The sequence below is a fragment of the Janthinobacterium sp. SUN026 genome (genome assembly GCF_030397625.1).
Classification (GTDB): Bacteria; Pseudomonadota; Gammaproteobacteria; order Burkholderiales; family Burkholderiaceae_D; genus Janthinobacterium; species Janthinobacterium kumbetense.
This window is the reverse complement of the sequence record NZ_JAPQNU010000001.1, coordinates 683647-707596: the sequence shown is the minus strand read 5'-3', so window position 1 is coordinate 707596 and position 23950 is coordinate 683647. Positions and strand designations below refer to the sequence as shown.

The 23950-nt window shown below is 64.5% G+C and carries 21 protein-coding genes and 1 other RNA gene; 15 read left to right on the top strand and 7 right to left on the bottom strand.

Features of this window, described 5'->3' with window-relative positions; all coding sequences use genetic code 11:
* Window positions 1–63: 63 nt before the first annotated feature.
* From ssrS to OX459_RS03215, 4 genes are all read right to left on the bottom strand, one after another.
* Window positions 64–241, bottom strand: a non-coding RNA gene (ssrS, locus tag OX459_RS03230) — 6S RNA.
* A 54-nt stretch (window positions 242–295) separates the two neighbouring features.
* Window positions 296–607 (bottom strand): cell division protein ZapA, encoded by a 312-nt coding sequence (locus tag OX459_RS03225; protein WP_034747344.1) that lies wholly within the window; start codon window positions 605–607, stop codon window positions 296–298.
* Entirely contained in the window at window positions 607–870 is a 264-nt protein-coding gene (locus OX459_RS03220; RefSeq protein WP_289903818.1) for a DUF904 domain-containing protein, read from the bottom strand. Before OX459_RS03220 ends, OX459_RS03225 begins: the two co-directional genes overlap by 1 nt.
* 156 nt (window positions 871–1026) lie before the next feature.
* Entirely contained in the window at window positions 1027–1773 is a 747-nt protein-coding gene (locus tag OX459_RS03215; protein ID WP_289903817.1) for a hypothetical protein, read from the bottom strand.
* Between the two features lie 535 nt (window positions 1774–2308).
* Between OX459_RS03215 and groES the strand changes: the two genes are divergently transcribed.
* Window positions 2309–2599, top strand: coding sequence for a co-chaperone GroES (gene groES / locus OX459_RS03210; protein ID WP_010400979.1), 291 nt, complete (start codon window positions 2309–2311; stop codon window positions 2597–2599).
* Window positions 2600–2649: 50 nt separating this feature from the next.
* Entirely contained in the window at window positions 2650–4299 is a 1650-nt protein-coding gene (groL, locus tag OX459_RS03205; RefSeq protein WP_289904813.1) for a chaperonin GroEL, read from the top strand.
* A gap of 144 nt (window positions 4300–4443) precedes the next feature.
* On the opposite strand, the gene OX459_RS03200 is transcribed toward groL, so the two are convergent.
* Window positions 4444–5538, bottom strand: a complete 1095-nt coding sequence (locus tag OX459_RS03200) for a hypothetical protein (protein ID WP_289903816.1) — start codon at window positions 5536–5538, stop codon at window positions 4444–4446.
* Window positions 5539–5859: 321 nt separating this feature from the next.
* On the opposite strand from OX459_RS03200, the gene OX459_RS03195 reads away from it, so the two are divergent.
* From OX459_RS03195 to OX459_RS03185, 3 genes are all read left to right on the top strand, one after another.
* On the top strand, window positions 5860–6336 hold the full coding sequence (locus tag OX459_RS03195) for a hypothetical protein (protein ID WP_289903815.1): 477 nt from the start codon (window positions 5860–5862) through the stop codon (window positions 6334–6336).
* Between the two features lie 93 nt (window positions 6337–6429).
* Window positions 6430–6987 (top strand): GNAT family N-acetyltransferase, encoded by a 558-nt coding sequence (locus OX459_RS03190; protein ID WP_289903814.1) that lies wholly within the window; start codon window positions 6430–6432, stop codon window positions 6985–6987.
* 118 nt (window positions 6988–7105) lie between these two features.
* Complete coding sequence (locus OX459_RS03185) at window positions 7106–8644, top strand: oligopeptide:H+ symporter (RefSeq protein WP_289903813.1); 1539 nt, start codon at window positions 7106–7108, stop codon at window positions 8642–8644.
* Window positions 8645–8689: 45 nt separating this feature from the next.
* On the opposite strand, the gene OX459_RS03180 is transcribed toward OX459_RS03185, so the two are convergent.
* Complete coding sequence (locus OX459_RS03180) at window positions 8690–10321, bottom strand: alpha-D-glucose phosphate-specific phosphoglucomutase (RefSeq protein ID WP_289903811.1); 1632 nt, start codon at window positions 10319–10321, stop codon at window positions 8690–8692.
* A 168-nt stretch (window positions 10322–10489) separates the two neighbouring features.
* Here OX459_RS03180 and OX459_RS03175 point away from each other — a divergent pair, with 168 nt between their 5' ends.
* From OX459_RS03175 to OX459_RS03130, 10 genes are all read left to right on the top strand, one after another.
* The gene (locus OX459_RS03175) at window positions 10490–10975 is read left to right on the top strand and encodes a sigma-70 family RNA polymerase sigma factor (RefSeq protein ID WP_289903810.1); all 486 of its coding nucleotides are present in this window, start codon (window positions 10490–10492) and stop codon (window positions 10973–10975) included.
* Window positions 10975–12063, top strand: coding sequence for a FecR domain-containing protein (locus OX459_RS03170; RefSeq protein WP_289903809.1), 1089 nt, complete (start codon window positions 10975–10977; stop codon window positions 12061–12063). The genes OX459_RS03175 and OX459_RS03170 overlap by 1 nt, the downstream gene beginning before the upstream one ends.
* A gap of 91 nt (window positions 12064–12154) precedes the next feature.
* Window positions 12155–14551 carry a TonB-dependent receptor gene (locus tag OX459_RS03165; protein ID WP_289903807.1) on the top strand — a complete coding sequence of 799 codons (2397 nt, stop codon included), beginning with the start codon at window positions 12155–12157 and terminating at the stop codon, window positions 14549–14551.
* A 376-nt stretch (window positions 14552–14927) separates the two neighbouring features.
* Window positions 14928–15674 (top strand): DUF4198 domain-containing protein, encoded by a 747-nt coding sequence (locus OX459_RS03160; protein ID WP_289903806.1) that lies wholly within the window; start codon window positions 14928–14930, stop codon window positions 15672–15674.
* A gap of 2 nt (window positions 15675–15676) precedes the next feature.
* Window positions 15677–16015 (top strand): DUF3649 domain-containing protein, encoded by a 339-nt coding sequence (locus OX459_RS03155; RefSeq protein ID WP_251350631.1) that lies wholly within the window; start codon window positions 15677–15679, stop codon window positions 16013–16015.
* Window positions 16012–17640 (top strand): PepSY-associated TM helix domain-containing protein, encoded by a 1629-nt coding sequence (locus OX459_RS03150; RefSeq protein WP_289903803.1) that lies wholly within the window; start codon window positions 16012–16014, stop codon window positions 17638–17640. The genes OX459_RS03155 and OX459_RS03150 overlap by 4 nt, the downstream gene beginning before the upstream one ends.
* Window positions 17640–17993, top strand: coding sequence for a DUF3325 domain-containing protein (locus tag OX459_RS03145; protein WP_289904812.1), 354 nt, complete (start codon window positions 17640–17642; stop codon window positions 17991–17993). Before OX459_RS03150 ends, OX459_RS03145 begins: the two co-directional genes overlap by 1 nt.
* A gap of 122 nt (window positions 17994–18115) precedes the next feature.
* Window positions 18116–18658, top strand: a complete 543-nt coding sequence (locus OX459_RS03140) for a sigma-70 family RNA polymerase sigma factor (protein ID WP_289903801.1) — start codon at window positions 18116–18118, stop codon at window positions 18656–18658.
* The gene (locus tag OX459_RS03135) at window positions 18655–19608 is read left to right on the top strand and encodes a FecR domain-containing protein (protein WP_289903797.1); all 954 of its coding nucleotides are present in this window, start codon (window positions 18655–18657) and stop codon (window positions 19606–19608) included. The genes OX459_RS03140 and OX459_RS03135 overlap by 4 nt, the downstream gene beginning before the upstream one ends.
* 77 nt (window positions 19609–19685) lie before the next feature.
* The gene (locus OX459_RS03130; RefSeq protein WP_289903796.1) at window positions 19686–22136 is read left to right on the top strand and encodes a TonB-dependent receptor; all 2451 of its coding nucleotides are present in this window, start codon (window positions 19686–19688) and stop codon (window positions 22134–22136) included.
* Here the strand turns inward: OX459_RS03130 and OX459_RS03125 are convergent.
* Window positions 22127–23941: an EAL domain-containing protein gene (locus tag OX459_RS03125; protein WP_289903795.1), complete on the bottom strand. Its 1815-nt coding sequence runs from the start codon at window positions 23939–23941 to the stop codon at window positions 22127–22129. The two genes, OX459_RS03130 and OX459_RS03125, sit on opposite strands and share 10 nt — an antisense overlap.
* Window positions 23942–23950 lie beyond the last annotated feature (9 nt).

Below are 23950 nucleotides of genomic sequence, written 5' to 3'. Positions count from 1 at the left end.
AAAGCAACAGGCGTAAAAAAACGGCTGAGCATGATGCTGCAACCGTTTTCTTTGTACTGCAAATTGGGCCCCGCCTGTGCCGCTATGCCGGCATCCCGAACCAAACGGTTCAAGGTGGTCACGTTAGTTCAATTTCGGGTTCGTCGAACGAGCGACGCTCACTCCCATCAAACAAAATTCGCAACCGATGCGCATAAATGGTTCAAGGAATATATGGCAATCGCGAACACCGCAGGGTAGACCCAAGTTTACTCCTTTGATCGCGCATCGCAAAGACAAATCGTCGCGTACGCGCTTAAAAAAGGTTTTCCTGGGGCGTCAGCGCACTATCCAATACTGTGTGCATGGCCGAGATTTTCTGCTTCACTTCCAGTATCGTCAATTCCGACAGCGGACCTTGCGGCGACTTCACGGACAGGAATTCCGCAGCCACGCCCAGGGCGGCCAGCACGGCGATGCGGTCGTTGCCCTTGACCTTGCCCGCGTCGCGGATGGCTTTCATTTTGCTATCGAGATAGATCGCCGCTTCGCGCAGCGCGCGCTCTTCGCCGTCGCGGCACACCATGCTGTAGGACTGGCCCATGATATTGACATCGACACGCGGCATTACGCTTCCTTCTCGTTCTCGGCAATATAGGCGCCCGCTTCCGAAGCGGCTTGCTCCAGGCCAGCTTGCACCAGTTCGGGAATTTTTTCCAGCAACGCTTCCACCCGCTCCTGCGCATCGCGCATGCGTTGCACGTACAGGGCGTTGTCGGCGGCCAGCGCGGCATTGTCCTTGCGCAATTGCGCGTTTTCACGGCGCAGCGCATGGGTCATTTCGGCCAGCAGGCCTATTTTGTCGGATAATTCGTTGAATTCGGAAATCATCCCGCCACTATAGGGCGGACGCTCCATGGGCGTCAATCGAATCACGCCGCTGTCACACATATTTACATCAATGCAGGGCAGTTGGCGGACAATACACGCTTTTTCCGGCGCTTTTCGCCATCTGCACGCATCCGCCAGCGCCGCGATGGCAGCGTTTTACTCGTCGACGTAATCGGGTTCGATATCCAGTCCGCCATAGCGGTTTTCGCAAGAGCGGCGCGTCAGCGTCTGTTGTCCACTCTTGCCGTCAAGCACCATCGTCAAGTCGCGGCAAGTACTGCGGTAGCTGCCAGGTTTGGCGTCCGTCCCCGAAGGCGTCAGGCGCACTGCCAGCGGCACCGCATTGCCCAGGCCCTTGTTGCTCCACTGGCGCGTCTTGCCATCCTCTTCATCCTTCAAGGTGCGCACGGCAGCCGTCAGCAAGGCTTTCTGTTCCTTCGCATTCAGCTTGGCGATGGTCACGTCGGACAGGAATGGCGGATACACGACGGGTGCTGGATCCTTGCCCTGCACATCCCAGTTGCCGCTGTTTTGCGAACAGGTGCGGCGGCTCAGGTCCTGCGACTTGCCAGCCGCCGTGACGACGAATTTCAGGTCGCGGCAGACGTGCGCCTTCAGGCTGTGTTCCGTCATGCCGGAGTTGCTGAAGTTATACGTGACTTTCACCAGCATGCCGCGGTCGCCGCCGTTGTCCCACACATGGGCTTCCTGGTCGTCGTCATCCTTGTTCAAGTCGTTGAACAAGTCATTGAGCAGCATGTTCTTTTCCAGCGGGGTCAGGGCCGCCACGGTGATTTCATCGACGATGGTGGGCGTTTGCGCGGCGGCATTGCCCAGGCAGGCGAGGCCGATGACGGTGACGCCCAGCAGGCGCAGGGCGGGACGGGAAAGCGGGAATGGCATGGTTTCTTTCTGGCGCGAGCGGTGATATGTGGCGATATTGATATGCAATTGCAATCATCTTATCAAATTTCATAGTCAAACTCTGTTTCCTGTGCGTACAGGAACGCCCCCTCTCCGAACGACATGCTAGAGTCGCGCCTGTTGCTGACGCCCGGGAACGAGGCTTGTGCTGGCGCAAACCCTGTGTAGATGCAGGCTCTGCTCAGCATCTATCTATATGTTCCCCTTGAATAAGCCCTTGAAGTTGACCCTTAGCGTCCCTATAATTAGCACTCGTTAGTAGAGAGTGCTAACAAACTCTTTCGTAGCAATCCTCAGGACATGATGGTGTATGCCGGACAACAGCAGGGAACGCTACGCGGCGGGCGACGCCGCGATGCCACCACTGCCCAGCGCCGGCACGCACTCGATGACATGGGGTTTGCTTGACCGTTGCGGGCTGCTTTCAACGGCGGTCACTGAAAGCACGCCTGGCGCTGCGCCAGGCATGTATTCATTTAGCAACACCTATCCATTGAACTTTAAGGAGTTTTGTATGAATCTGCGCCCATTGAACGATCGCGTCATCGTCAAACGCCTCGACCAGGAAACCAAAACTGCGTCCGGCCTCATCATTCCTGATGCAGCTGCTGAAAAACCGGATCAAGGCGAAGTCCTTGCCGTAGGCAATGGCAAGATTCTCGACGACGGCAAAGTCCGTCCTCTGGATGTCAAAGTGGGCGACCGCGTCCTGTTCGGCAAGTACGCCGGCCAAACCGTCAAAGTTGACGGCGATGAGCTGCTGGTCATGCGCGAAGAAGACATCATGGCGATCGTCGTCAAGTAATTGTTTCCACGTTGTAGACAGATACATCCCGAAACTCAGGAGAATTGAACATGGCAGCTAAAGAAGTAGTATTCGGCGACGCAGCGCGCGCCAAGATGGTCGAAGGCGTCAACATCCTCGCCAACGCAGTCAAAGTAACGCTGGGCCCGAAAGGCCGCAACGTGGTCCTGGAGCGCTCGTTCGGCGCCCCTACCGTCACCAAGGATGGTGTGTCGGTAGCGAAAGAAGTTGAACTCAAAGACAAGCTCATGAACATGGGCGCGCAAATGGTCAAGGAAGTTGCTTCCCGCACCAGCGACAACGCCGGCGACGGCACCACCACCGCGACCGTGCTGGCACAAGCCATCGTGCGCGAAGGCATGAAGTTCGTTGCCGCCGGCATGAACCCGATGGACCTGAAGCGCGGTATCGACAAAGCTGTTGCAGCCACCGTCGAAGAACTGGCGAAAATCGCCCGTCCTTGCACCACGACCAAGGAAATCGCCCAGGTTGGCGCGATCTCGGCGAACTCGGACTACTCGATCGGCGAGCGTATCGCTGAAGCGATGGAAAAAGTCGGCAAAGAAGGCGTCATCACCGTAGAAGACGGCAAGTCGCTGAACGACGAGCTGGACATCGTTGAAGGCATGCAGTTCGACCGCGGCTACCTGTCGCCATACTTCATCAACAACCCAGAGAAACAAGTTGCCGTACTGGACAGCCCATTCGTCCTGCTGTGCGACAAGAAAATCTCGAACATCCGTGACCTGCTGCCGGTACTGGAACAAGTCGCAAAAGCTGGCCGTCCACTGCTGATCATCGCGGAAGACATCGAAGGCGAAGCGCTGGCGACCCTGGTTGTGAACAACATCCGCGGCATCCTGAAAACCTGCGCAGTGAAAGCCCCTGGCTTCGGCGACCGCCGCAAAGCCATGCTGGAAGACATCGCTGTCCTGACCGGCGGCCAAGTGATCGCTGAAGAAGTCGGCCTGACCCTGGAAAAAGTGACCCTGGCCGAACTGGGCCAAGCGAAACGCATCGAAGTGGGCAAGGAAAACACCATCGTTATCGATGGCGCCGGCGAAGCTGCCTCGATCGAAACACGCGTGAAACAAGTACGCGTACAGATCGAAGAAGCGACCTCGGACTACGACCGTGAAAAACTGCAAGAGCGCGTCGCCAAACTGGCTGGCGGCGTTGCCGTGATCAAGGTTGGCGCAGCCACCGAAGTCGAAATGAAAGAGAAAAAAGCCCGCGTTGAAGATGCACTGCACGCAACCCGCGCTGCCGTGGAAGAAGGCATCGTGCCAGGCGGCGGCGTAGCCCTGCTGCGCGCACGCGCCAACATCACGGTCAAGGGCGACAATCCTGATCAAGACGCTGGTATCAAGATCGTCCTGCGCGCAATGGAAGAGCCACTGCGCATGATCGTGCAAAACGCTGGCGAAGAAGCTTCGGTCGTCGTGGCAGCCGTACTGGCTGGCTCGGGCAACTACGGCTACAACGCTGCCAACGGCACGTATGGCGACATGGTTGAAATGGGTGTCCTGGACCCAGCCAAAGTGACCCGCTCGGCGCTGCAAAACGCCGCTTCGATCGCTTCGCTGATGCTGACGACCGACTGCATGGTCTGCGAAATCGCTGACGACAAAGCAGGCGGCGGCATGGGCGGCGGCATGGGTGGTATGGGCGGCATGGGCGGCATGGACGGCATGATGTAATGTCCGGCGGCCAGTCGCGCAGGCGACGGCGCGACTGGCCGCATACGCAGGGACAGGGCTGGCAGACCAAAAGCTGCCAGCGCCTCCCGGCGGCCCCGAAAGCCACCTTCTACGGAAGGTGGCTTTTTTTCGCCTGGCGCACCCTCAGTTCTGGCCGAGGCTCTCCGGATACACGATGGACGATGCATAATCAATGCGATTCTCCGTATCATCGGGCGGCAGACTGTTCGCGGCATATTTGATACCGGCAGCCAGCAAAGTCATGCTATGCCGCCCGAATGCCCCGACATCAACGTCGGGAAAAGTCATGCGGATGTCGCGCCGGTGATCACGCGTTTGATTGAATTTGGTCGATACCTTGCGGACAAACGACAGCGCCTCGCCATCAAGATACACACGGTAGATATTCGGATCCGCCGTCACCACGCACCCGCGCCAATGCAAGAAGAACCAGCCGGTTGCCGGGCTGGGATCAAAGGCAATCGTTGCGCGCACATCGCACGCCTTGCTGCTATACGCCAGATGTTGCGCCAAGCCCCCTCCCAGCGAGTGGCCGACCAGGTCGATGGGCGCTTGCACGCCCTCGGACCTGTTCTTGGCTGCCTTGCAGACAGGCGACGATGTCGTCTTCGGCAACACCCGCACCAGCGCTTCGATCAGGCGCCCCCCTTCTATACGGGCCTCGCTAAACTGGGGATTGGCGCCTACTCCAAAATCGACGTTGCTGAAGTTGGCGATCCAGTCGCTGCGCCACTCATACTTGGTATTTTCCGTACCGCGAAAGGCCAGCACCGCCTCCAGCGGGCGGCCCGACGCGTCCAGCCTGATGTAGGTCTCATATTGCAAGCCCCTGGCGCCACGGCAAGGTTGCAGCGGGCGACCTTGTTCCCCCGCTGGCTGCATGCCCAGTTTCCTGATAAGTTGCTGGTTCAGCCGAAACCACCCATCGGGCAAGCCACTGCGCAAGGGGGGCGAGTCCGTGGCGGTAACATAATCGCAGGCGCGCTCCTGGCGCTCCGACACATCAAGATCACGCCGGTAAACTGCTTCGGCCATGTCGGCATGCTTTGATATCTGGCGCAGCATGGCAAGCGCCTCGCCGGTCGGCAGGGTCTTTTCCACGGCGCCGGCAGCAGTATGCGCCGATTCATGGAGCGTTGGAAACTGCTTGCCCGTGCTTGCGCACGCGGCCAGAAAACATGACGCAATAAGCAGCGCCGTACGTTTGATCATGTTCATCGTTTCTCCGTGGACGTTGATGTGCTGAGCCCAAACCCGGACATTCCGTGCCTCGCCAGCGCAACAGACAGCCTGCAACAGGGCGTCTGCACCAAAGTTAGCACATAAGCAATTTCATACAAGCACTAATTGATTCAATTTGGAAACTTCATGGGTCCATGTTTTTTAATAACATATCAAAGGTAAACCGAAGGTAGGAGCGTCCAGCCCTGGATGCGGCACCCGCCCCGTGAACAGCTGCTTACCTGCCCCGGCGATTGCCGGCCTGTGCGTTTTGCTTTAGCATGGCCGCCATCGTCCCTCTTTCTCATGCTCACCATCATGCCGCCACGCGCCTCCTCTTCCAAAACCACCATCATCGCCGGCATCCTGGCCGGCTTGCTGGCCGCCGGGCTCGGTGCTTTCTACCTGCACCAGCAATCCACGCCGCAGGCAGACAATGCCCCGGCCGCGAGCAGCCAGACGGCAGTGCCGGAGCAGAACGCGCGCGCCATCGATGCCTTGATGGCTTTGCCGGAAATCAAGGCCTGGTCGGCGCATATCGAAAAGGCATCCGGCGGGCGCGCTCATGGCGCCGTGATGGAAACGTCGCCCGAGACGCGCCTCGTCGATGGCGTCGCCTGTTATCAGCTGAGCTTTTTCGAAAATACGCCCGATGCGGCGCATCGGTGGGAGAGTTTCGTCGTATCGCCCGACGGCAAGCGCATCCTCGTCGACGACATCGTCAGCGCTGAGCTGATCAGCCTGGAACAATGGCGCAAGGACAATGCGCCCATGCAGCGCGTCGCCACGCAGTAACGCCCCTGCGCCGGCTGCAGGCGCGATGGCCAGGGACGCTTGCCTTGCAGCGCAAGCTTTACTTTCTGGCATCGAAGCCCGATACTCGCCCACATGCCCGCCATCACTGTCCGCCCCCTCGCGCCAGACGACGTTGCCGCCTACCGCGCGCTGCGCCTGGCCGGCATCGCCGAACTGCCCGCCGCCTTCTGCACCACGCATGCGGCGGAAAGCGGCTTGCCGCTGGCACAGATAGCCCAGCGCTTGCGCGCCACTTCCCACCAAATAATATTTGGCGCTTTCGACGAGGAACAATTGATCGCGCTGGCCGGCCTGCGCCGCGAACCGATTACCGTCGTGCATGACAAGGCCAGCCTGTGGGGCGTGTACGTGGCGCCGCAGGCGCGCGGGCGCGGCGCGGGACGGCAACTGGTGCAGGCCGCCATCGCCCATGCCTGCACCATTCCCGAACTGGGCCGCGTGCGCCTGGCCGTGGCGCAGGACAACCACGCGGCATTGACCCTGTACCTCGGTTGCGGTTTTACCCTGGAAGACTGTCCCGCATCGGATGGCATGCTGCAAATGCAGCTGTGGCTGCCCCGCCCGGTGCGCGCAAGTGCCGAAAGTAATGTCTTTATGAAAATCAATACCTTACAAATCTCTGCGAAATAGCGGACAGGCCGTTTTTTCTGTTGCAAGCAAACGCGGCAGGCCTTAGCATCGCGGCTTACAAAAAAAACTTGGGGGAGAGCCAATGTCATCGGCCGAGACACAAACCGCCACGGGCAAAATGCCGCGGCAAATACCGTACATCATCGCCAACGAAGGCTGCGAACGCTTCAGCTTCTATGGCATGCGCAACATCCTGACGCCATTCCTCATCAGCACCTTGCTGCTGATGATCCCGATCGACCAGCGCACGGGCGAAGCCAAGCACGTCTTCCACACCTTCGTCATCGGCGTGTACTTCTTCCCGCTGCTGGGCGGCTGGCTGGCCGACCGCTTCTTTGGCAAATACAACACCATCTTCTGGCTCAGCCTCGTGTATTGCGCCGGCCATGCCTGCCTGGCCCTGTTTGAAAACAGCGTCAACGGCTTCTATTTCGGCCTGTTCCTGATCGCCTTCGGTTCCGGCGGCATCAAGCCCCTGGTGGCCTCGTTTGTCGGCGACCAGTTCGACCAGACCAACAAGCACAAGGCCAAGCTGGTATTCGACCTGTTCTACTGGATCATCAACTTCGGCTCCTTCTTCGCTTCGCTGCTGATGCCGATGTTCCTGCGCGACTTCGGCCCGTCGATCGCCTTCGGCATCCCCGGCCTGATGATGCTGGCCGCCACCATCGTCTTCTGGATGGGCGCCAAGAAATACGTGCACGTGCCGCCGGCGCCGCCGAATCCCGACTCGTTCACCCGCGTGGCCCGCACGGCCTTGCTGGCGCGCGTCGACGGCGGTTCCCGTCCCGGCCTGTACGTGGCCTACGTCGGCGTGATCGGCGCCCTGTATGCGTTCTACAGCATTCCCGAATGGGGCTTCGTGATTTCTGCGTGTACCGCACTGGTATTGCTGCTGGCCTTCGGCAGCATCGGCACGGCCATGCAGCTGGAACGCGCACGCGGCATCCACCCTGACGAAGCCGTCGAAGGCGTGCGCGCCGTGTTGCGCATCCTCGTCATCTTCGCCCTCGTCACGCCGTTCTTCTCGCTGTTCGACCAGAAGGCCTCGACGTGGATCGTGCAAGCGAACACCATGGAAAAACCAAGCTGGTTCCTGCCGGCGCAGATGCAGGCGTTGAACCCGATGCTGGTGATGCTCTTGATCCCGTTCAACAACCTGGTGCTGTACCCGATGCTGAACCGCTTCGGCCTGGAAGCGACGGCCCTGCGCCGCATGACGGCCGGTATCGGCTTTTCCTCGCTGGCGTGGATCGTCATCGGTCTGCTGCAGCTGGCGCTCGACAGCGGCAACGCCGTCTCCATCATGTGGCAAATCCTGCCGTACGCCCTGCTGACGTTCGGCGAAGTGCTGGTCTCGGCCACGGGCCTGGAATTTGCGTACAGCCAGGCTCCCGTGTCCATGAAGGGCGCCATCATGAGCTTCTGGAACCTGTCGACCACGGTGGGCAACCTGTGGGTGCTGATCGTCAACCGCAGCGTCATGAACGAAGGCGTGATCGGCAAGATCGCCGAGAGCGGCATCAGCGTGACAGCCTTCCAGATGTTCTTCTTCGCCGCCTTCGCCGCCGTGGCCATGCTGGCCTTCGGCCTGTATGCGAAGCGCTACAAGATGGTGGACAACTACCGCCAGGCAGTCATCCCGGCGAAAGCGTGATGCCGGTTTGATGTAACGCAAAAGGGCGCCCTCGGGCGCCTTTTTTTACGTCGTCACCGTCGGCCCGTCGCGCCCCGTGCGCGCGCGGATCTGCGCCACTGTTTCCGCCACGGCGATCAGCCCCGCCAGCGCTTGCTGGGTCGGCAAGTCATGCTGGGCCGGATCGGCTGCGTAGCGCTCCAGGTACAGGCGCAGGGTGGCGCCTTCGGTACCCGTGCCGGACAGGCGCAGCACGATGCGCGCGCCGTCCGTCATGATGATGCGGATGCCCTGCTGCGTCGCCACCGAGCCGTCGACGGGGTCCGTGTAGCTGAAATCGTCGGCCAGCGCCACCGTGTAGCCGCCCAGCGCCTGGCCCGGCAAGGCGGCCAGCTGGCCGCGCACGGCGTCCATCAGCTGCGCCGCGCCGGCGCTGTCGATGTCTTCGTAATCGTGGCGCGAATAGTAATTGCGGCCATGGGTGGCCCAGTGGGCGCGCACGATCTCTTCCACCGATTGCTTTTTCTCAGCCAGCAGGTTGAGCCAGAACAACACGGCCCACAGGCCATCCTTTTCGCGCACGTGGTTCGAGCCCGTGCCGTAGCTTTCTTCGCCGCACAGGGTGGCCAGGCCCGCGTCGAGCAGGGTGCCGAAGAACTTCCAGCCCGTCGGCGTCTCGTAGCACGGTATGCCCAGCGCGCTGGCGACCCGGTCGGCCGCGCCCGACGTGGGCATGGAGCGGGCGATGCCTTTCAGCCCGGCGCGGTAGCCGGGCGCCACGGTGGCGTTGGCGGCCAGGATGGCCAGGCTGTCCGAGGGCGTCACGTCGAAGCGGCGGCCGACGATCATGTTGCGGTCGCCGTCGCCATCCGAGGCGGCGCCGAAGTCGGGCCCATCGTCGGCCGCCATGATGGCGATCAATTCCTGCGCGTTGACGGGATTCGGGTCCGGGTGGCCGCCGCCGAAATCTTCCAGGGGCACGCCGTTGATGACGCTGCCCTTGGGCGCACCCAGCATGCCTTCCAGGATGGCCGTCGCATACGGGCCGGAAACGGCGTGCATGCCGTCAAAGCATATGCGCAAGCCGCCCGCGAACAGGGCGCGGATGGCGTCGAAGTCGAACAGCTGCTGCATCAGTTCCGCGTAATCGAGCACCGGGTCGATCACTTCGACCGTCATCTGTTCGATGCGCACCACTCCCAGGGTATCGAGGTCGATGTCGGCAGCGTCGCTGATACGGTATTCGGTGATCGTTTGCGTGCGCGCAAACATGGCCTCGGTGACTTTTTCGGGCGCCGGGCCGCCATTGGCGATGTTGTACTTGATGCCGAAATCGCCGTCGGGTCCGCCCGGGTTATGGCTGGCCGACAGGATGAGGCCGCCGCTGGCGCCATGCTTGCGGATGACGCAGCTGACGGCCGGCGTCGACAGGATGCCGCCTTGTCCCAGCAGCACGCGCGCGTAGCCATGCGCGGCCGCCATGCGCAGCACCGTCTGGATGGCCGCGCGGTTGTAATAACGGCCGTCGCCGCCCAGCACCAGGGTCTGGCCGCGGCAATCGCCCAGCGTGTCAAAAACGCTCTGCACGAAATTTTCCAGGTATTGCGGTGCGCTGAAGACAGCCACCTTCTTGCGCAAGCCCGAAGTGCCGGGCCGCTGGCCCGCTACCGGCGCCGTATTGATGATTTGTATGGCCATGTTGTCTCCACATTAACTTCCAATAGTAATCGATGCCGGCCGTCGGACAAAGCGTTGTACATCTGCCACGGTGCGCCAAGCCGCTTAGCGCCACATCCCGGCATGGCATATAATGAGAATCATTCTCATATGCGGCATTCCTGGCTGCGGACTCATACATCGGACGCCGTGGTTGCACGCTATTACCAAGAACTGTTGAACTTTTGCTGGCGCAGCTTGCGCAACCGCGAGGCCGCTGCCGACCTGGTGCAGGAAAGCTATGCGCGCGTGCTGGGCGAAGCGGCCGTGCGCGAACCGCGCGCGCTGCTGTACCGCACGGCGCGCAACTTGCTGATCGACAAGCACCGCCGCGCCGCCTTGCGCCAGCACGAGGAGCTCGACGCCCTGCCGGAGGCCGCGCATCCGGCCGCCCCCCGTCATCTGCAGCCGGAACAGGCGCTGGAAAGCAGCCAGGACTGGCAAGCCTGCGTGGCCGCCATCGACGCCTTGCCGCCCCGCTGCCGCGACGCCTTCGTGCTGCACGTGTTCGAGGAATTGCCGCACGCGCAAATCGCCGCGCGCATGGGCATTTCCGTGAGCATGGTGGAAAAACATATCGCGCGCGGCATGCTCAGTTGCCAGGCGCAGTTGCATTCTTTGCGGGAAGCCACATAATGGCGCCCATGACCGCCCACTCGCCCCGCCATGATTTCGGCCCCTCTGCCCAGGAGCAGGCGGACTTGCGCGAGTACGCCAACTTTGCCGCCACGCAAGATGGCGTGGCGCTGGCAGCCGCCACCTGGTTCAGCCGGCGCGGCAACCTCGATGCACAGGGCCAGTCGGCGTTTGCCGCCTGGCTGGCGGCCGATGCGCTGCACGCGCAGACATATGCGCAGCTGCAGCAGACCCACCGCGCAGCACGGCGGATTCCCGCGCAAGTCGCCGCGCGCTGGGCGGTGCCCCCGGCTGCGGCGCCATTGCCCCGCCGCCCGTTTCTGCGCTCCCTGCCGTATGCGGCCGCCGCCATGCTGCTGCTGAGCGTGGGCGCGGGCGGCTACCAGTGGTGGCAACAGCAAGCCGTGTTCAGCCAGTCATATGCCACCGTGCGCGGCCAGCGCCTGGCCGTCGCGCTGCCCGACGGCAGCCAGCTGCAGCTCGATACGGCCACGCAACTGCACGTCACCCTGTACCGCCAGCGGCGCGAAGTGCGCCTGGCGCACGGCGAAGCGCTGTTCCAGGTGCAATCGAAGCAGGGCCAGCCCTTCGACGTGCTCAGCGGTCCCTTGACAGTGACGGTGGTAGGCACGCAGTTTTCCGTGCGCAATACCCTCGAACACGACGGCAAGCTGCGCGTGGCCGTGCAGCATGGCCAGGTGCGCGTGGCGGGTGCACGGCAAGACCGGGTCGACCTGCGGGCCGGCCAGGGCGTCAGCAGCGATGCCAGCGGCCGCCTGTCTGCCATCGCCAGCCTGGCCCCGGGCAGCGTGGCGTCGTGGCGCGACGGCAGGATCACCTTCGACAATGTGCCGCTGGGCGCGGCGCTGGCCGAGTTCGAACGCTATGGCGACACGGGCTTCGTCGTGCGCGATCCCGCCGTCGCCAGGCTGCGCATCGGCGGCAGCTTCAGCCTGACCCAGCTGGACCGTTTCGCCGCAGCCCTGCCGCAACTCTTGCCCGTGCAGATCGTGCGCAGCGGCACCGTCAGCACCATCGGCATGGCGCCGAAAGCTGCCGCGCAGGCACCGGCCATGCAACTGCAATAAATGAAAATAATTCGCATTCGCAGGTGAGGGTTTTCTCCGCTGCCGCGTCTACCAAGTTAATCGACAATAAATTAACCTGGAGAAATGCAACATGTGGTCCCCCCGCCTCAATCTGACACCCGCCCCCCTCGCCCTGGCCGCCATGCTGGCCTTGGGCAACATCCCCCTGGCACAGGCGCAAACCTTGTCCCCCGTCAAACTGGCGATCGCCGCCCAGCCGCTGGGGCAAGCCCTGAATGAGCTGGCGCGGCAAGCCAATCTGCAACTGCTGTTTGCGCCGGAACTGGTGGCCGGCAAGACGGCGCCCGCCGTCAGCGGCACCCTGAGCGTGGCCGACAGCCTGGAGCGCCTGCTGGCCGGCAGCGGCCTGGCCGCCAGCATCGACGGCAACAGCGTCATCATCCGCCCCGCGCCCGCCGCCACGGGCAAGGTGGCGACCCTGGCGGAAATCACCGTCAGCGCGCGCCAGGACGCGACCATCGATACCGAGCTGACGAAGTCGTATGCGGCGCAAGCGGTGAGCATCGGCAAGGGCCGGCAAAGCCTGCGCGACATTCCCCAGTCCGTCTCCGTGCTGACGCGCCGGCAGCTGAACGACCAGAATTTGCTGAGCCTGGACGACGCCATGCGCGGCGTGACGGGCATCACCGTCGAAGCGAGCAGCACGGGCGGCAACCACGGCAATTTTTACTCGCGCGGCCATGCGCTTGACGCGGTGCAGGTCGATGGCGTGATGACGCCCGCCAGCACGGGTAACGACCTGTCGGCCGGCTACGGCCTGGCCATCTATGACCGCGTGGAAGTGCTGCGCGGCCCCGCCGGCCTGTTCCAGGGCGCGGGCGATCCGGGCGGCACCATCAACCTGGTGCGCAAGCGGGCGCGCGACACCTTCGCCGCCAGCGGCGTGCTCAGCGCGGGTTCCTGGGACCGTTACTATGCGGAAGCGGACGTCACCGGCCCCCTGAGCGCGGATGGCAAGGTGCGCGGCCGCCTGGTGGCCGCCTATGAACACCGGCGCTCCTTCGTCGACCACGTGTATGCGGAAAAACCGCTGCTGTACGGCACCGTCGCCATCGACCTAGCGCCGGGCACCGTGCTGACGGGCGGCGTCACTTGGCAGGAATACAAGGGCCGTCCCGCCTTCGGCCTGCCCGCCTATGAAGACGGGCGCCTGCTCGACGTGCCCCGCTCGACCTACCTGGACCCGGCCTGGAACCACATCACGGAAAAGGTCACGGAATATTTTGCCGAACTCGATCACAAGCTGGACAACGGCGGCCAGTTCAAGGTGACCGCCCTGTCCCGCGAACAGGACGAACCATCGCGCCATTTCGGGTGGTCCGAATGTTCGGCAGACCCTGTCACGGGCGACAGTTGCCTGGTCACCTGGAGCTACCGCAGCCACTGGAAGACGCAGGGACTCGATGCTTACCTGGCCACGCCCTTCCAGGCGTTCGGCCGTAGCCACGACCTGATCGTGGGCGCCGACTACCGCCAGGTGCACAAGAATTTCCGCTACGGCGGCGGCAAGGACACCCCGATCAACATCTTCCATCCGGATAACAATATCCCCCAGCCCAGCTACACTTTTACTGACGGCAACGACAACCGCACCAAACAGTTCGGCCTGTATGCGCGCACCCGCCTGCAGGCAACGGACCGGCTGGCCGTCAACCTGGGCGGGCGCCTGACGCACCGAAACAACCATACCGTCAGCCGCAATACGTATTTCAACCAGTTCACCGACGTCAGCAACACCATCAAGGCCAAGTTCACGCCGTACGCAGGCCTGGTCTATGAGCTCGACAAGCAGGTATCGGCCTACGGCAGCTACACGCGCATCTTCTCGCCCCAGACCACCACGGACGCAGCAGGCCAAACCCTGAAGCCGCGCACGGGCCAGCAATTCGAACTGGGCTTGAAGGCGCAGCTGTTCGACAAGAACGTCAATGCGCATGCGGCCCTGTTCCGCATGGAAGACGAGAACCGCGACATGCCCGATCCGGCCAACCCGCTGTTTTCCATCGGCGCCGGCAAGATGCGCAGCCAGGGCCTGGAAGCCGAGCTGAGCGGCAGCCCCCTGCCGGGCTGGAACATCACGAGCGGCTATTCCTACACCAGCACGCGCACCCTCGAAGGCAGCGATGACCAGAAAGCGCAACTGTATTCCTTCATCGCGCCACGGCATAACTTCAACCTGTGGACCAATTACCGGCTCGCCGGCGCGCTCGACAAGATCAGCGTGGGCGGTGGCTTGCGCAGCGTCAGCAGCATGTACCGCCTGAACGGGCCCGTGAAATTCGAACAGGGCCCCGTCACCACGGTGGGTTTGCAGGCGGGCTACCGCCTCAGTCCCACGCTGGAGCTGTCGTTGACGGTGAACAACCTGTTCGACAAAAAATACTACACGCGCGTGTGGGCCGCGTATGGTTCCAACTTCTATGGCGAACCGCGCAACGCCATGCTGACCCTGCGCGGCCAGCTGTAAACTCCGCGCTCCCGCGCACGCACGGCCGCCGCGTCACTGCGGTGGCCGTGCGCGTTTACAACATCACACTCTTGCATGTCTCGCAACCTCGCACTATAATAAGAATAGTTCTCATTCACATTTGGATTCCATTCGGAGTCTGCATCTCGCATGTCCCGCCTGCCATCGACCGGCCAGGACGGCATGGCCGATGCGCAGCTGGATGACACGCTGCGCCAGCCAGGCATCCCTGCCAAGCAAGCCTTCCCATATCGATAACGCAAAAAGGTCGTTTCATGGCGCGAGCACGTTCGCTGGCCGGCGCTGCCGCCGCCACTTCCGGTACTTTGCACCGCTGCGACAACCACGTTTCTCACCACAAACTAAGGCATACACCATGCACCTCACTCCCATCGCGCGCCTCGGCGCCCTCGCCGCCGCCCTACTGGGCGCGGCCCTCGTTTCCGGCACGGCCAGCGCGCACCAGATCTGGCTGCAGCAGGACGGCAAGGCGGCCAGCGTGTACTTCGGCGAATTCGGCGACAACCTGCGCGAAGCCTCGCCCGGACTGCTGGACAAGTTCAGCATCAAGAACGTGACGTGGGTGTCCGCCAAGGGCGCGCAGCCGCTGCAGGCGAGCAAGACGGCCGGCGCGTTCATCCTGAATGGCAAGGTGGGCGCCGGCGAAAGCATCATCGTCGAGGAAGACAACTACCCGTCGTGGGAAGAGAAAAAGGATGGCAAGGCCACGCGCACCGTGTGGATCCCGGCCGCGCGCCTGATCGCCGACGGCAAGGCGCAAGCGCCCGCGCTGACCCTGGACCTGGTGCCGACCGGCAAACCAGGCCAGTTCCAGGTCAGCTACCAGGGCAAGCCGCTGGCGCAAGCCAAGGTCAACGCCGTGGTGCAGTCGGGCTGGGGCAAGGAAGCGTGGAGCGATGCGCAAGGCCTGGTCAGCTTCCCGCTGCCATGGAAGGGCAGCTATGTGCTGGAAGTGCAACACACGGACAAGACGGCCGGCCAGCGCGGCGCGCAAGCCTATGACAAGGCCATGTTCGTGACGACCCTGAGCCTGGTGCAGCCGCAAGGCGTGACGCCGCTGCCGGCCGGCCCGGCCCTGCCACCGAGCAAGGATCACGACTGACCATGCAAGCGCCAGCCACCACTGAAAAAATGCCGCGCCTGCGGCTCTCCGCCGGGGCCGTGTACCGCCTCGGCGTGGCTTCGCGCAGCGTGGCGGCCATCGTTGGCGGCTACGTGCTGGCCGCGCTGGTCACCATGCTGCTGTCGGTGAGCCTGCCCATGGCCCGCTCCGAAGCCGTCATGACGGCTACCCTGCTGTCGTTTGCCATCTATACCTGCGCCGTGATGTGGGTCTTCGCCACGCGCAGCGCCCTGCGCGCCTGGCTGGGCCTTCTGATTCCCGCCGCCGTCATCGCCGCCATCCTGCAGTGGATGGACGCACTATCCTGGAGTCTCGCATGAAAGAAGGTTTCCGCCAGTCGATGGCATGGCTGCACACCTGGTCCGGCCTGCTCGTCTGCTGGATCTTGCTGCTGGTGTTTTGCGCCGGCACGGCCAGCTACTACCGCAATGAAATCACCCTGTGGATGCAGCCCGAACTGCATGGCGCCGCCGCCAGCGAAGTGACGACGGAAGTGGCGGCCAAGGTCGCGCAACAGGCGATGGAAGAGCGGGCCACGGGCGCCACGCGCTGGTTCATCAGCCTGCCCGGCGAACGCAATCCCGCCACGCAGCTGGGCTGGAGCAAGCCGTCGCAACCGGGCGAAAAGAAACGCGGACGGCGCGGCAATTTTCATAGCGAAAAGGCCGACCCGGCCACGGGCGAAGTGCTGTCCAAGCCACGCGAGACGCGGGGCGGCGAATTCCTCTACCGCCTGCATTTCGACCTGCACTACATGTCCGCCATCTGGGGCCGCTGGATCGTGGGCTTCTGCGCCATGTTCATGTTCGTCTCCATCATCAGCGGCATCGTCACGCACAAGCGCATCTTCAAGGACCTGTTTACCTTCCGGCCGAAGAAGGGCCAGCGCTCGTGGCTGGACGCGCACAACGTGACGGCCGTGCTGGCCCTGCCCTACCACATGATGATCACCTACACGGGCCTGGTCACCCTGATGTTCCTGTACATGCCGTCCGGCGCCACGGCCGCCTACAAGGGCGACCAGGATGCCTTCTTTGCCGAAGCCTTCCCCGGCCGCTCGGACGAGCGCAAGGCAGCCGGCGTGGCCGCGCCGCTGACGCCGTTCGCGCCCCTCGTGCGCCAGGCGGAACAGCACTGGGGCGGCGGCAAGGTCGAGCGCATCTCCGTGAATAATCCGGGCGACGCCAACGCCACCGTGACGCTGTCGCGCGCGTCCGGACGCGACATGTCGTCGAAGCAGCCGTCGCTGGAATTCGATGGCGTGTCCGGCAAGCTGCTGGCCACCGACGGCGACGCGCTGCCCGGCGCGGCGGCCACGCACGGCGTCATGTATGGCCTGCACATCGCCCGTTTCGGCGGACCGCTGCTGCGCGCCCTGTTCTTCCTCTCCGGCCTGGCCGGCTGCGCCATGGTCGCCACGGGCGCCTTGCTGTGGGCCGTCAAGACGCGCCAGAAACAGGCCAAGGCACTGGCCGCCGGCAAGCGCGCCAGCTTCGGCCTGCGCCTGGTGGAAGCGCTCAACATCGGCGCCATCGCCGGCATCCCGATCGCCTTCGGCGCCTATTTCTGGGCCAACCGCCTGCTGTCGGTGACGATGGAAGACCGGCCGCAGGAGGAAATCGCCTGCTTCTTCGGCGCCTGGGCCCTGGCCGCCATCATCGCCCAGCTGCGTCCGTCGCGCGCCATGTGGCGCATGCAGCTGGCCGCCGGCGCCTTCCTGCTGGCGTCGCTGCCCGTGCTGAACGTCTTCACCACCGAATCGCACCTGGGCGTGACCCTGTTCCTGGGCCGCGGCCCCGTGGCGGTGGCCGCCTTCGACCTGGTGGTGCTGGTGCTGGGCCTGGGCCTCGCGTATGCGGCGTTCAAATTGAAACCGCTGCCCGTGAAGGCGGCCAAGGCCGCACCCGCCGCCAAGCCGGCACCGACGACGATGGAGGCCGCGTGATGGAACTGTTAGCCAATTTCCTCGTCTTTGCCTTGTGCTACGCAGGCCTGTCCTCGCTGTGCCTGGCCATGGACCGCCACTACGCCGACTTGCACGGGCGCGGCGCCGAACCGCCCGCGCCGCTGCGCCGCCGCCTGCAGTGGACGGGGTGGCTGGCGCTGGCGGCCGGCCTGGCCTGGGCCATGCACATCGCCGGCGGCGGCTACGGCCTCGTCTACTGGGTCGGCAGCCTGACGGGCTGCGGCTTGCTGCTGATCTGGCTGCTGCCCTACGCGCCGCACCAGGCCATGCGCCTGGCGCGCCTCATCGGCGGCGCGGCCGTGCTGGCCGCCATCGCGCTGGCCGTGTTGTAGCGGGACTGGCTGCGCCGCCACGCGACGGTCATGCGTGGCGGCGCAGCAACAGCGCATTGCATCACCTCCGCCATCGCGCTAAAATGAGAATAATTCTTATTTGCATTAAGGTTTTCCCCACCATGCCAGGCAGTCCGTTCGCGCCCTCCCCCCTGCTGCCCACGCAGCTGGAAAACCATTACCGCGCGCACCATGGCTGGCTGGCACACTGGCTGCAGCGGCGCCTGGGCAATGCTGCCGAGGCCGCCGACCTGATGCAGGATACCTTCGCGCGCCTGCTGGCCGGCGCCCCGGCACAGCCGCAAACGCCGGCCCTGCGCGCGCCGAAAGCCTACCTGGCCACCGTCGCCAAGCACCTGCTGATCAACCACTTGCGGCGCCAGTCGCTGGAACGCGCGTGGCTGGCAGCGCTCGCTGCCCTGCCCGAACAGCATCTGCCATCGACCGAGCAGCGCGCGCAAATCCTGCAGGCGCTGCAAGCGGTGGACGCCATGCTCGACGGCCTGAAACCGAAGGTGCGCACCGTCTTCATCCTGGCGCAGATCGAAGGCCATGCCTATGCGGACATCGCCGCGCAACTGGGCATCGGCGAGCGCTCCGTGAAGCGCTACATGGCCGAGGCGCTGACCGAATGCGTGCTGCTGGCGCCGGACCTGCTGCCATGAGCGCGGCCGCGCCACCGCCTCCTCTGCTGTCGCGCAAGGTGGCGCGCCAGGCCGTCGAATGGTATTTGCTGGAGCAGTCGGGCCAGGCCACGCCGGACGACCTGGCCGCCAGTGCGCAGTGGCGCGCGCTCGACCCGGAGCACGCGCGCGCCTGGAACAGGGTGCAGCAAGTGAGCCAGACGGCCGGTCTGCTGCCGCCGGAGCTGGCCGTGCCCGTGCTGCGCCGTCCGCAGCGCCGCGTGGCCGTGCAGCTGCTGCTGGCGCTGATGGCGGCGCCCGCCGCCTGGCTGCTGGCGCGCCACGAGATACTGGCCGATTACCGCAGCGGCGTGGGCGAGCGGCGCGACATATCCTTGCCCGATGGCGGCACCCTGGTGCTCAACACGGACAGCGCCGTCGATGTGGCGTATGGCCCCGACGAACGCCGTCTGACCCTGCGCCGCGGCGAAGTGCTGGTGCAGACGCGCCCCGACCACGCGGGCAGCCGCCCGTTCATCGTCGCCACCTGCCATGGACGCATCCGCGCACTGGGCACGCGCTTTACCGTGCGCGTCGACGACGACGGCAGCCGCGTGACGGTGCTCGAACACGCGGTGGAAATCACGCCGCGCGCGCCCTCGGCCACCGTCCGCACGCTCATGGCGAACCAGCAGGGCCGCTTCGACGCCAGCCACGCCAGCCTGCCCACGCCGGCGCCGCCGCAAGCCGACGCGTGGGCACGCGGCATGCTGGCGGCGCAGGACATGCGCCTCGACGCCTTCGCCTTCGAACTGTCGCGCTACCGCCCCGGCCTGCTGCGCGTGGAACCGCAGGTGGCGGGCTTGCACCTGTCGGGCGCCTTCCAGCTCGACGACACGGACGCCGTGCTGGACAGCCTGGCGCGCATGCTGCCCGTCGACGTGCTGTACCGCAGCCCGTACTGGGTCACCATCGCGGCCCGCAAAAAATAACTTACAAAATTGGCCCCTTTTTTCACCGCTGCCTGTCCTGTGAGTATTACAACGACACTCACCGGAAAGGCAAGACCATGCACCCTCCTCGTCTGACTCCCCTCGCGCGCGCCATCGGCAGCGCCGTGCTCCTGCTGTCGCTGGCGCAGGCGCCGGCCATGGCAGCCGATGCCGCCGCCGCGCCGGTTGCCGCGCAAACGGCCTTCAACGTGCCGGGCGGCGAGCTGTCCGCCGCCATCGCCAGCTTTGCCATCGAGGCGAAGGTGAGCGTGGGCGCGGCGGCCGAGCTGCTGCAAGGCGTGCGCACGCCGGGCCTGAGCGGCAGCTACACGGTGCCGCAGGCGCTGGCCCGCCTGCTGGCCGGCACGGGCCTCGAGGCACTTCCCAGCGGGGAGCGCAGCTACGTGCTGCGCAAGTCGGGCGCTGCGTCGCCCGCCGCGCCGATCGCCGCCACCCTGGGCGAAGTGGCCGTCAGCTCCAGCGCCCTGCGCGACGGCACCACGGAAGGCAAGCGCGGCTACGCGGGCCTGACCAGCGCCACGCGCCTGAACCTGTCGCTGCGCGAAACGCCGCAAGCCGTCAGCGTCATCACGCGCCAGCAGATCGAGGACCAGGGCTTGAAAACCCTGCAGGACGTGCTGCTGCAGGCGCCCGGCATCACGGTGGATCATTCGTCGAGCACGCGCGAATACGACCAGGTGTTTTCCCGCGGCTTCGAAGTCACGTCGTACATGTTCGACGGGATCCCGACCAGCAAGAGCCTGGAAGCGCGTACCTACGACATGGCCATCTACGACCGCGTCGAGGTCATCCGCGGCGCGACAGGCCTGATCAGCGGCACGGGCAGCCCGTCGGCCGCCATCAACCTGGTGCGCAAGCGCCCGGGCCGCACGTTCGCCGCCACGGCCGGCGCGCAGCTGGGCTCATGGGACCGTTACCGCGTCGAGGGCGATGTCTCGACGCCCTTGACGGCGGACGGCAAGGTGCGCGCGCGCCTCGTCGCCGCGCATGAAGACCAACGCTCGTTCATCGACCGCTACCAGCAGAAAAAGGACGTGCTGTACGCCATCGTCGAAGCGGACCTGTCGCCTTCGACGGTGCTCAGCGCCGGCATCAACTACCAAAAGGAAAAGCTCAAGGGCGCGGGGCGCGAATTCCCCGTGTTCTACGCCGACGGCTCGCAAACCCATTTTCCCCGCTCGATGAACGGCACGGCCGCGTGGAGCACGTATGACCGCGAACAGAACATGCTGTTCGCCACGCTCGACCACTATTTCGACAACGACTGGATCGCCAAGGTGGCCGTCAGCCGCAGCAGCAACCAGTACGACGCCCTGCAGGGTTTTTCCGGCAACGGCTACCCGGACCGCGTGACGGGCGGCGGCATGAAGCTGTGGTTGGCCAACTGGCACAGCAAGCCGCAACAGACCTCGCTCGACGCGTACGTGAGCGGCCCGTTCCAGGCCTTCGGCCGCAAGCATGAACTGGTGCTGGGCGTGAGCGCCTCGGAACTCAAGACGAATGGCCCCATCTACCCGAACTGGCGCCTCGACGGCTACGACTACACGGTGCCGGATATCCACGCCTGGCATGGCGCCATGCCGGTGCCCGACTACAGCGGCACGCGCCTGGGCTCCTCGTACGACGAGGAACGGGAAAGCGGCGTGTATTCGACCCTGCGCCTGCGCCCGACGGACGCGCTGTCGGTGATTGTCGGGGCGCGCCTGTCATACTGGAAGCGCGACATCCGCAGCGATTATTTCAACGATACGGACCTGTACGACGCCATGCGCGAAAACGGCAAGATCACGCCGTATGCGGGCCTGGTCTACGACCTGGGCCAGCACTGGTCGGCCTACGCCAGCTACACCAGCATCTTCACGCCGCAAAGCCAGCGCGACGTCAACAGCCGCTTCCTGGCGCCGCTGGAAGGCAAGAACTACGAAGTGGGCGCCAAGGGCGAATTCTTCGGCGGCAAGCTCACCACCAGCGCGGCCCTGTTCCAGCTGAAGCAGGAAAACCTGGCCGAAGCCGATCCGGGCAACATCTGGATCATCGGCACGGGCGGCGGCTCCTACGCCTATCACACGGTGAAGGGCGCCACCACGCGCGGCGTCGAGGTGGAAGTATCGGGCCAGCTGCGCCCCGACTGGCAGCTGACGGCCAGCTATGCGTATAGCCGCATCCGCAACGCCGCCGGCGAGCGCATCCAGACCAACCAGCCGCAGAACATGGCCAAGCTGTGGACCACATGGCGCCTGGCGCAGGGCGTGCCTGGCCTGGTGCTGGGCGGCGGCGTGAACTGGCAGAGCGATATCTACATGGATGACCGCGGGCCGAACGGCGAACGCTTCACGCAGAAGGCGTATGCCGTGGCGGGACTGATGGCGCAGTACCAGGTCACGCCGCAGCTGATGGCGACCCTGAACGTGAATAACGTCTTCGACAAGAAGTACTACTCGACGGGCATGGGCGGCTACTACGGCGATCCGCGCAACGCCATGCTGTCGCTGCGCTATCAGTTCTGAATGGCTTCACTGCTTTTGAGCAGCACCTCAATGCCCTCGGGCGCCATGGCGCGGCCCAGGAAATAGCCAAACGCCTCGTCGCAGCCCATCTCGGCCAGCAGTTCCAGCTGCTCGCCGCTTTCCACCCCGCCGGCGATGGTGCGCAATCCCAGCGTGCGCGCCATCGCCACGATGGCGCGCACCATGGCGCCGTCGCCGCCCGGCTTGCCCACGTCGTCGACGAAGCATTTTTCGATCTTCACGGCATCCGTGGGAAAGCGTTTCAGGTAATTGAGCGAAGCGTCGCCCGTGCCGAAATCGCTGATGGCGATCGCCATGCCCAGCTGGCGGAACTGGCGCAATATCAGTTCGCAGTTCTGGTTGCGGTCGATCAGGATGCCGGCGGCGATTTCCAGCTCGATGCAATGCCCCGGCACGCCGGCCGCTTCCAGCGCGGCGGCGAAATTGCGCGCGATGTCGCGCTGGTAGAACTGGCGCGCCGACAGGCTGACGGACACCGTCAGCATCTGCCCCTGCGCGATCCACCTGCGCGCCTGTTCCACCGCCGTGGCCATCACCCACGCTCCCACCGGCAGGATCAGGGCGATTTCCTCCAGTACCGGTAAAAAGTCGAGCGGCATCATCAAGCCCAGCTCCGGGTGCTTCCAGCGCAGCAGCGCCTTCACGCCCGTGATCGTGCGCGTCTTCAAGTCCATGCGCGGCTGGTAGAACAGGGCGAATTCATTGCGTTCGAGCGCGTGGCGCAAGGCCGTCTCGAGGATGGTGCGCGAATACGATTGCGTCTGCATGCGCGGCGCGTAGCGCAGGCAGGTGCCGGGCGCGTGGCGCTTGGCCGCATACATGGCCAGGTCGGCCTTTTCGATCAGCGCATTGACGTCGTCGTCATCGTCCGGGTACAGGGCCACGCCCACGCTGGCCGCCACCGACAGGCTGTATTCGCCGATGACGAAGGGGGCGGCGATGGCGCCGACGATTTTCTCGGCCACCCGCTCGGCATCGTGCGCCGTGCGCAATTCCGTCAGCAGGATGATGAATTCGTCGCCGCCCTGGCGCGCCACCGTGTCGACCTTGCGCACGCACTGCTGCACCCGGCGCGCGAACTCCGTCAGCACCTGGTCGCCCACGTCGTGCCCCAGACTGTCGTTGATGGATTTGAAGCGGTCGATATCGACGAACAGCACCGCCAGCAACGCCTGGTGGCGGCGCGCGTAGGCGATGCCGTGCTCAAAGCGGATCTGGAAGTGCAGCCGGTTCGGCAAGCCCGTCAAGCCGTCGTGGTGGGCGATGAATTCCAGCTGCTGCTCGGCGCGCCGGCGTGCCGACACGTCGTGCAGCAGCAGCACCGCGCCGCCCTGCGCCAGCGGTGCGCAGCTGTACTGCACGTCGATGCGCTTGCCGTCGAGATGGCGCAGCAGCACGGCGCCGCGCGCCACTTCCAGCACTTCCTGCTGCGCCACGCAGTCACGCACCTGGCGCGCCGCATCGATGGGCGTGCCGTCATGGAACAGCGGCAGCAGCTGCGTCACGGGCTGGCCCAGGCCATCGTTGCCCAGCAGCCCGCCCATGGCGCTGGCGCGGGGATTCAGGTAGCGCACCACGCCAGCGTGGTCGGTGCCGACGACGGCCGCCGGCAAGGCGTGCAGCAGCGCCAGCGCATCTGCCATGCGCTGCGCCTGCGCCGCCTGCAGCACCACGCCTGTCGCATGGCGCAGGCGCCACGTGCGCGCCGCCTGCCACTGGCAGGCCAGCAGAACGCTCAGCATCACGGCCAGGGTCAGGCACAGCGCCAGCAGCAGCGTCGTCATGCGTCACCC

Excerpts from the sequence above, each read along its gene's own strand:
- OX459_RS03190 (WP_289903814.1), top strand. The coding sequence starts at position 6,430 with ATGCCCGCCATCACTGTCCGCCCCCTCGCGCCAGACGACGTTGCCGCC.
- OX459_RS03195 (WP_289903815.1), top strand. The coding sequence starts at position 5,860 with ATGCCGCCACGCGCCTCCTCTTCCAAAACCACCATCATCGCCGGCATC.
- OX459_RS03150 (WP_289903803.1), top strand. The coding sequence starts at position 16,012 with ATGAAAGAAGGTTTCCGCCAGTCGATGGCATGGCTGCACACCTGGTCC.
- OX459_RS03155 (WP_251350631.1), top strand. The coding sequence starts at position 15,677 with ATGCAAGCGCCAGCCACCACTGAAAAAATGCCGCGCCTGCGGCTCTCC.
- groES (WP_010400979.1), top strand. The coding sequence starts at position 2,309 with ATGAATCTGCGCCCATTGAACGATCGCGTCATCGTCAAACGCCTCGAC.
- OX459_RS03145 (WP_289904812.1), top strand. The coding sequence starts at position 17,640 with ATGGAACTGTTAGCCAATTTCCTCGTCTTTGCCTTGTGCTACGCAGGC.
- groL (WP_289904813.1), top strand. The coding sequence starts at position 2,650 with ATGGCAGCTAAAGAAGTAGTATTCGGCGACGCAGCGCGCGCCAAGATG.
- OX459_RS03200 (WP_289903816.1), bottom strand. The coding sequence starts at position 5,538 with ATGAACATGATCAAACGTACGGCGCTGCTTATTGCGTCATGTTTTCTG.
- OX459_RS03135 (WP_289903797.1), top strand. The coding sequence starts at position 18,655 with ATGAGCGCGGCCGCGCCACCGCCTCCTCTGCTGTCGCGCAAGGTGGCG.
- OX459_RS03180 (WP_289903811.1), bottom strand. The coding sequence starts at position 10,321 with ATGGCCATACAAATCATCAATACGGCGCCGGTAGCGGGCCAGCGGCCC.
- OX459_RS03185 (WP_289903813.1), top strand. The coding sequence starts at position 7,106 with ATGCCGCGGCAAATACCGTACATCATCGCCAACGAAGGCTGCGAACGC.
- OX459_RS03125 (WP_289903795.1), bottom strand. The coding sequence starts at position 23,941 with ATGACGACGCTGCTGCTGGCGCTGTGCCTGACCCTGGCCGTGATGCTG.
- OX459_RS03140 (WP_289903801.1), top strand. The coding sequence starts at position 18,116 with ATGCCAGGCAGTCCGTTCGCGCCCTCCCCCCTGCTGCCCACGCAGCTG.
- OX459_RS03220 (WP_289903818.1), bottom strand. The coding sequence starts at position 870 with ATGATTTCCGAATTCAACGAATTATCCGACAAAATAGGCCTGCTGGCC.
- OX459_RS03225 (WP_034747344.1), bottom strand. The coding sequence starts at position 607 with ATGCCGCGTGTCGATGTCAATATCATGGGCCAGTCCTACAGCATGGTG.
- OX459_RS03160 (WP_289903806.1), top strand. The coding sequence starts at position 14,928 with ATGCACCTCACTCCCATCGCGCGCCTCGGCGCCCTCGCCGCCGCCCTA.
- OX459_RS03165 (WP_289903807.1), top strand. The coding sequence starts at position 12,155 with ATGTGGTCCCCCCGCCTCAATCTGACACCCGCCCCCCTCGCCCTGGCC.
- OX459_RS03215 (WP_289903817.1), bottom strand. The coding sequence starts at position 1,773 with ATGCCATTCCCGCTTTCCCGTCCCGCCCTGCGCCTGCTGGGCGTCACC.
- OX459_RS03130 (WP_289903796.1), top strand. The coding sequence starts at position 19,686 with ATGCACCCTCCTCGTCTGACTCCCCTCGCGCGCGCCATCGGCAGCGCC.
- OX459_RS03170 (WP_289903809.1), top strand. The coding sequence starts at position 10,975 with ATGGCGCCCATGACCGCCCACTCGCCCCGCCATGATTTCGGCCCCTCT.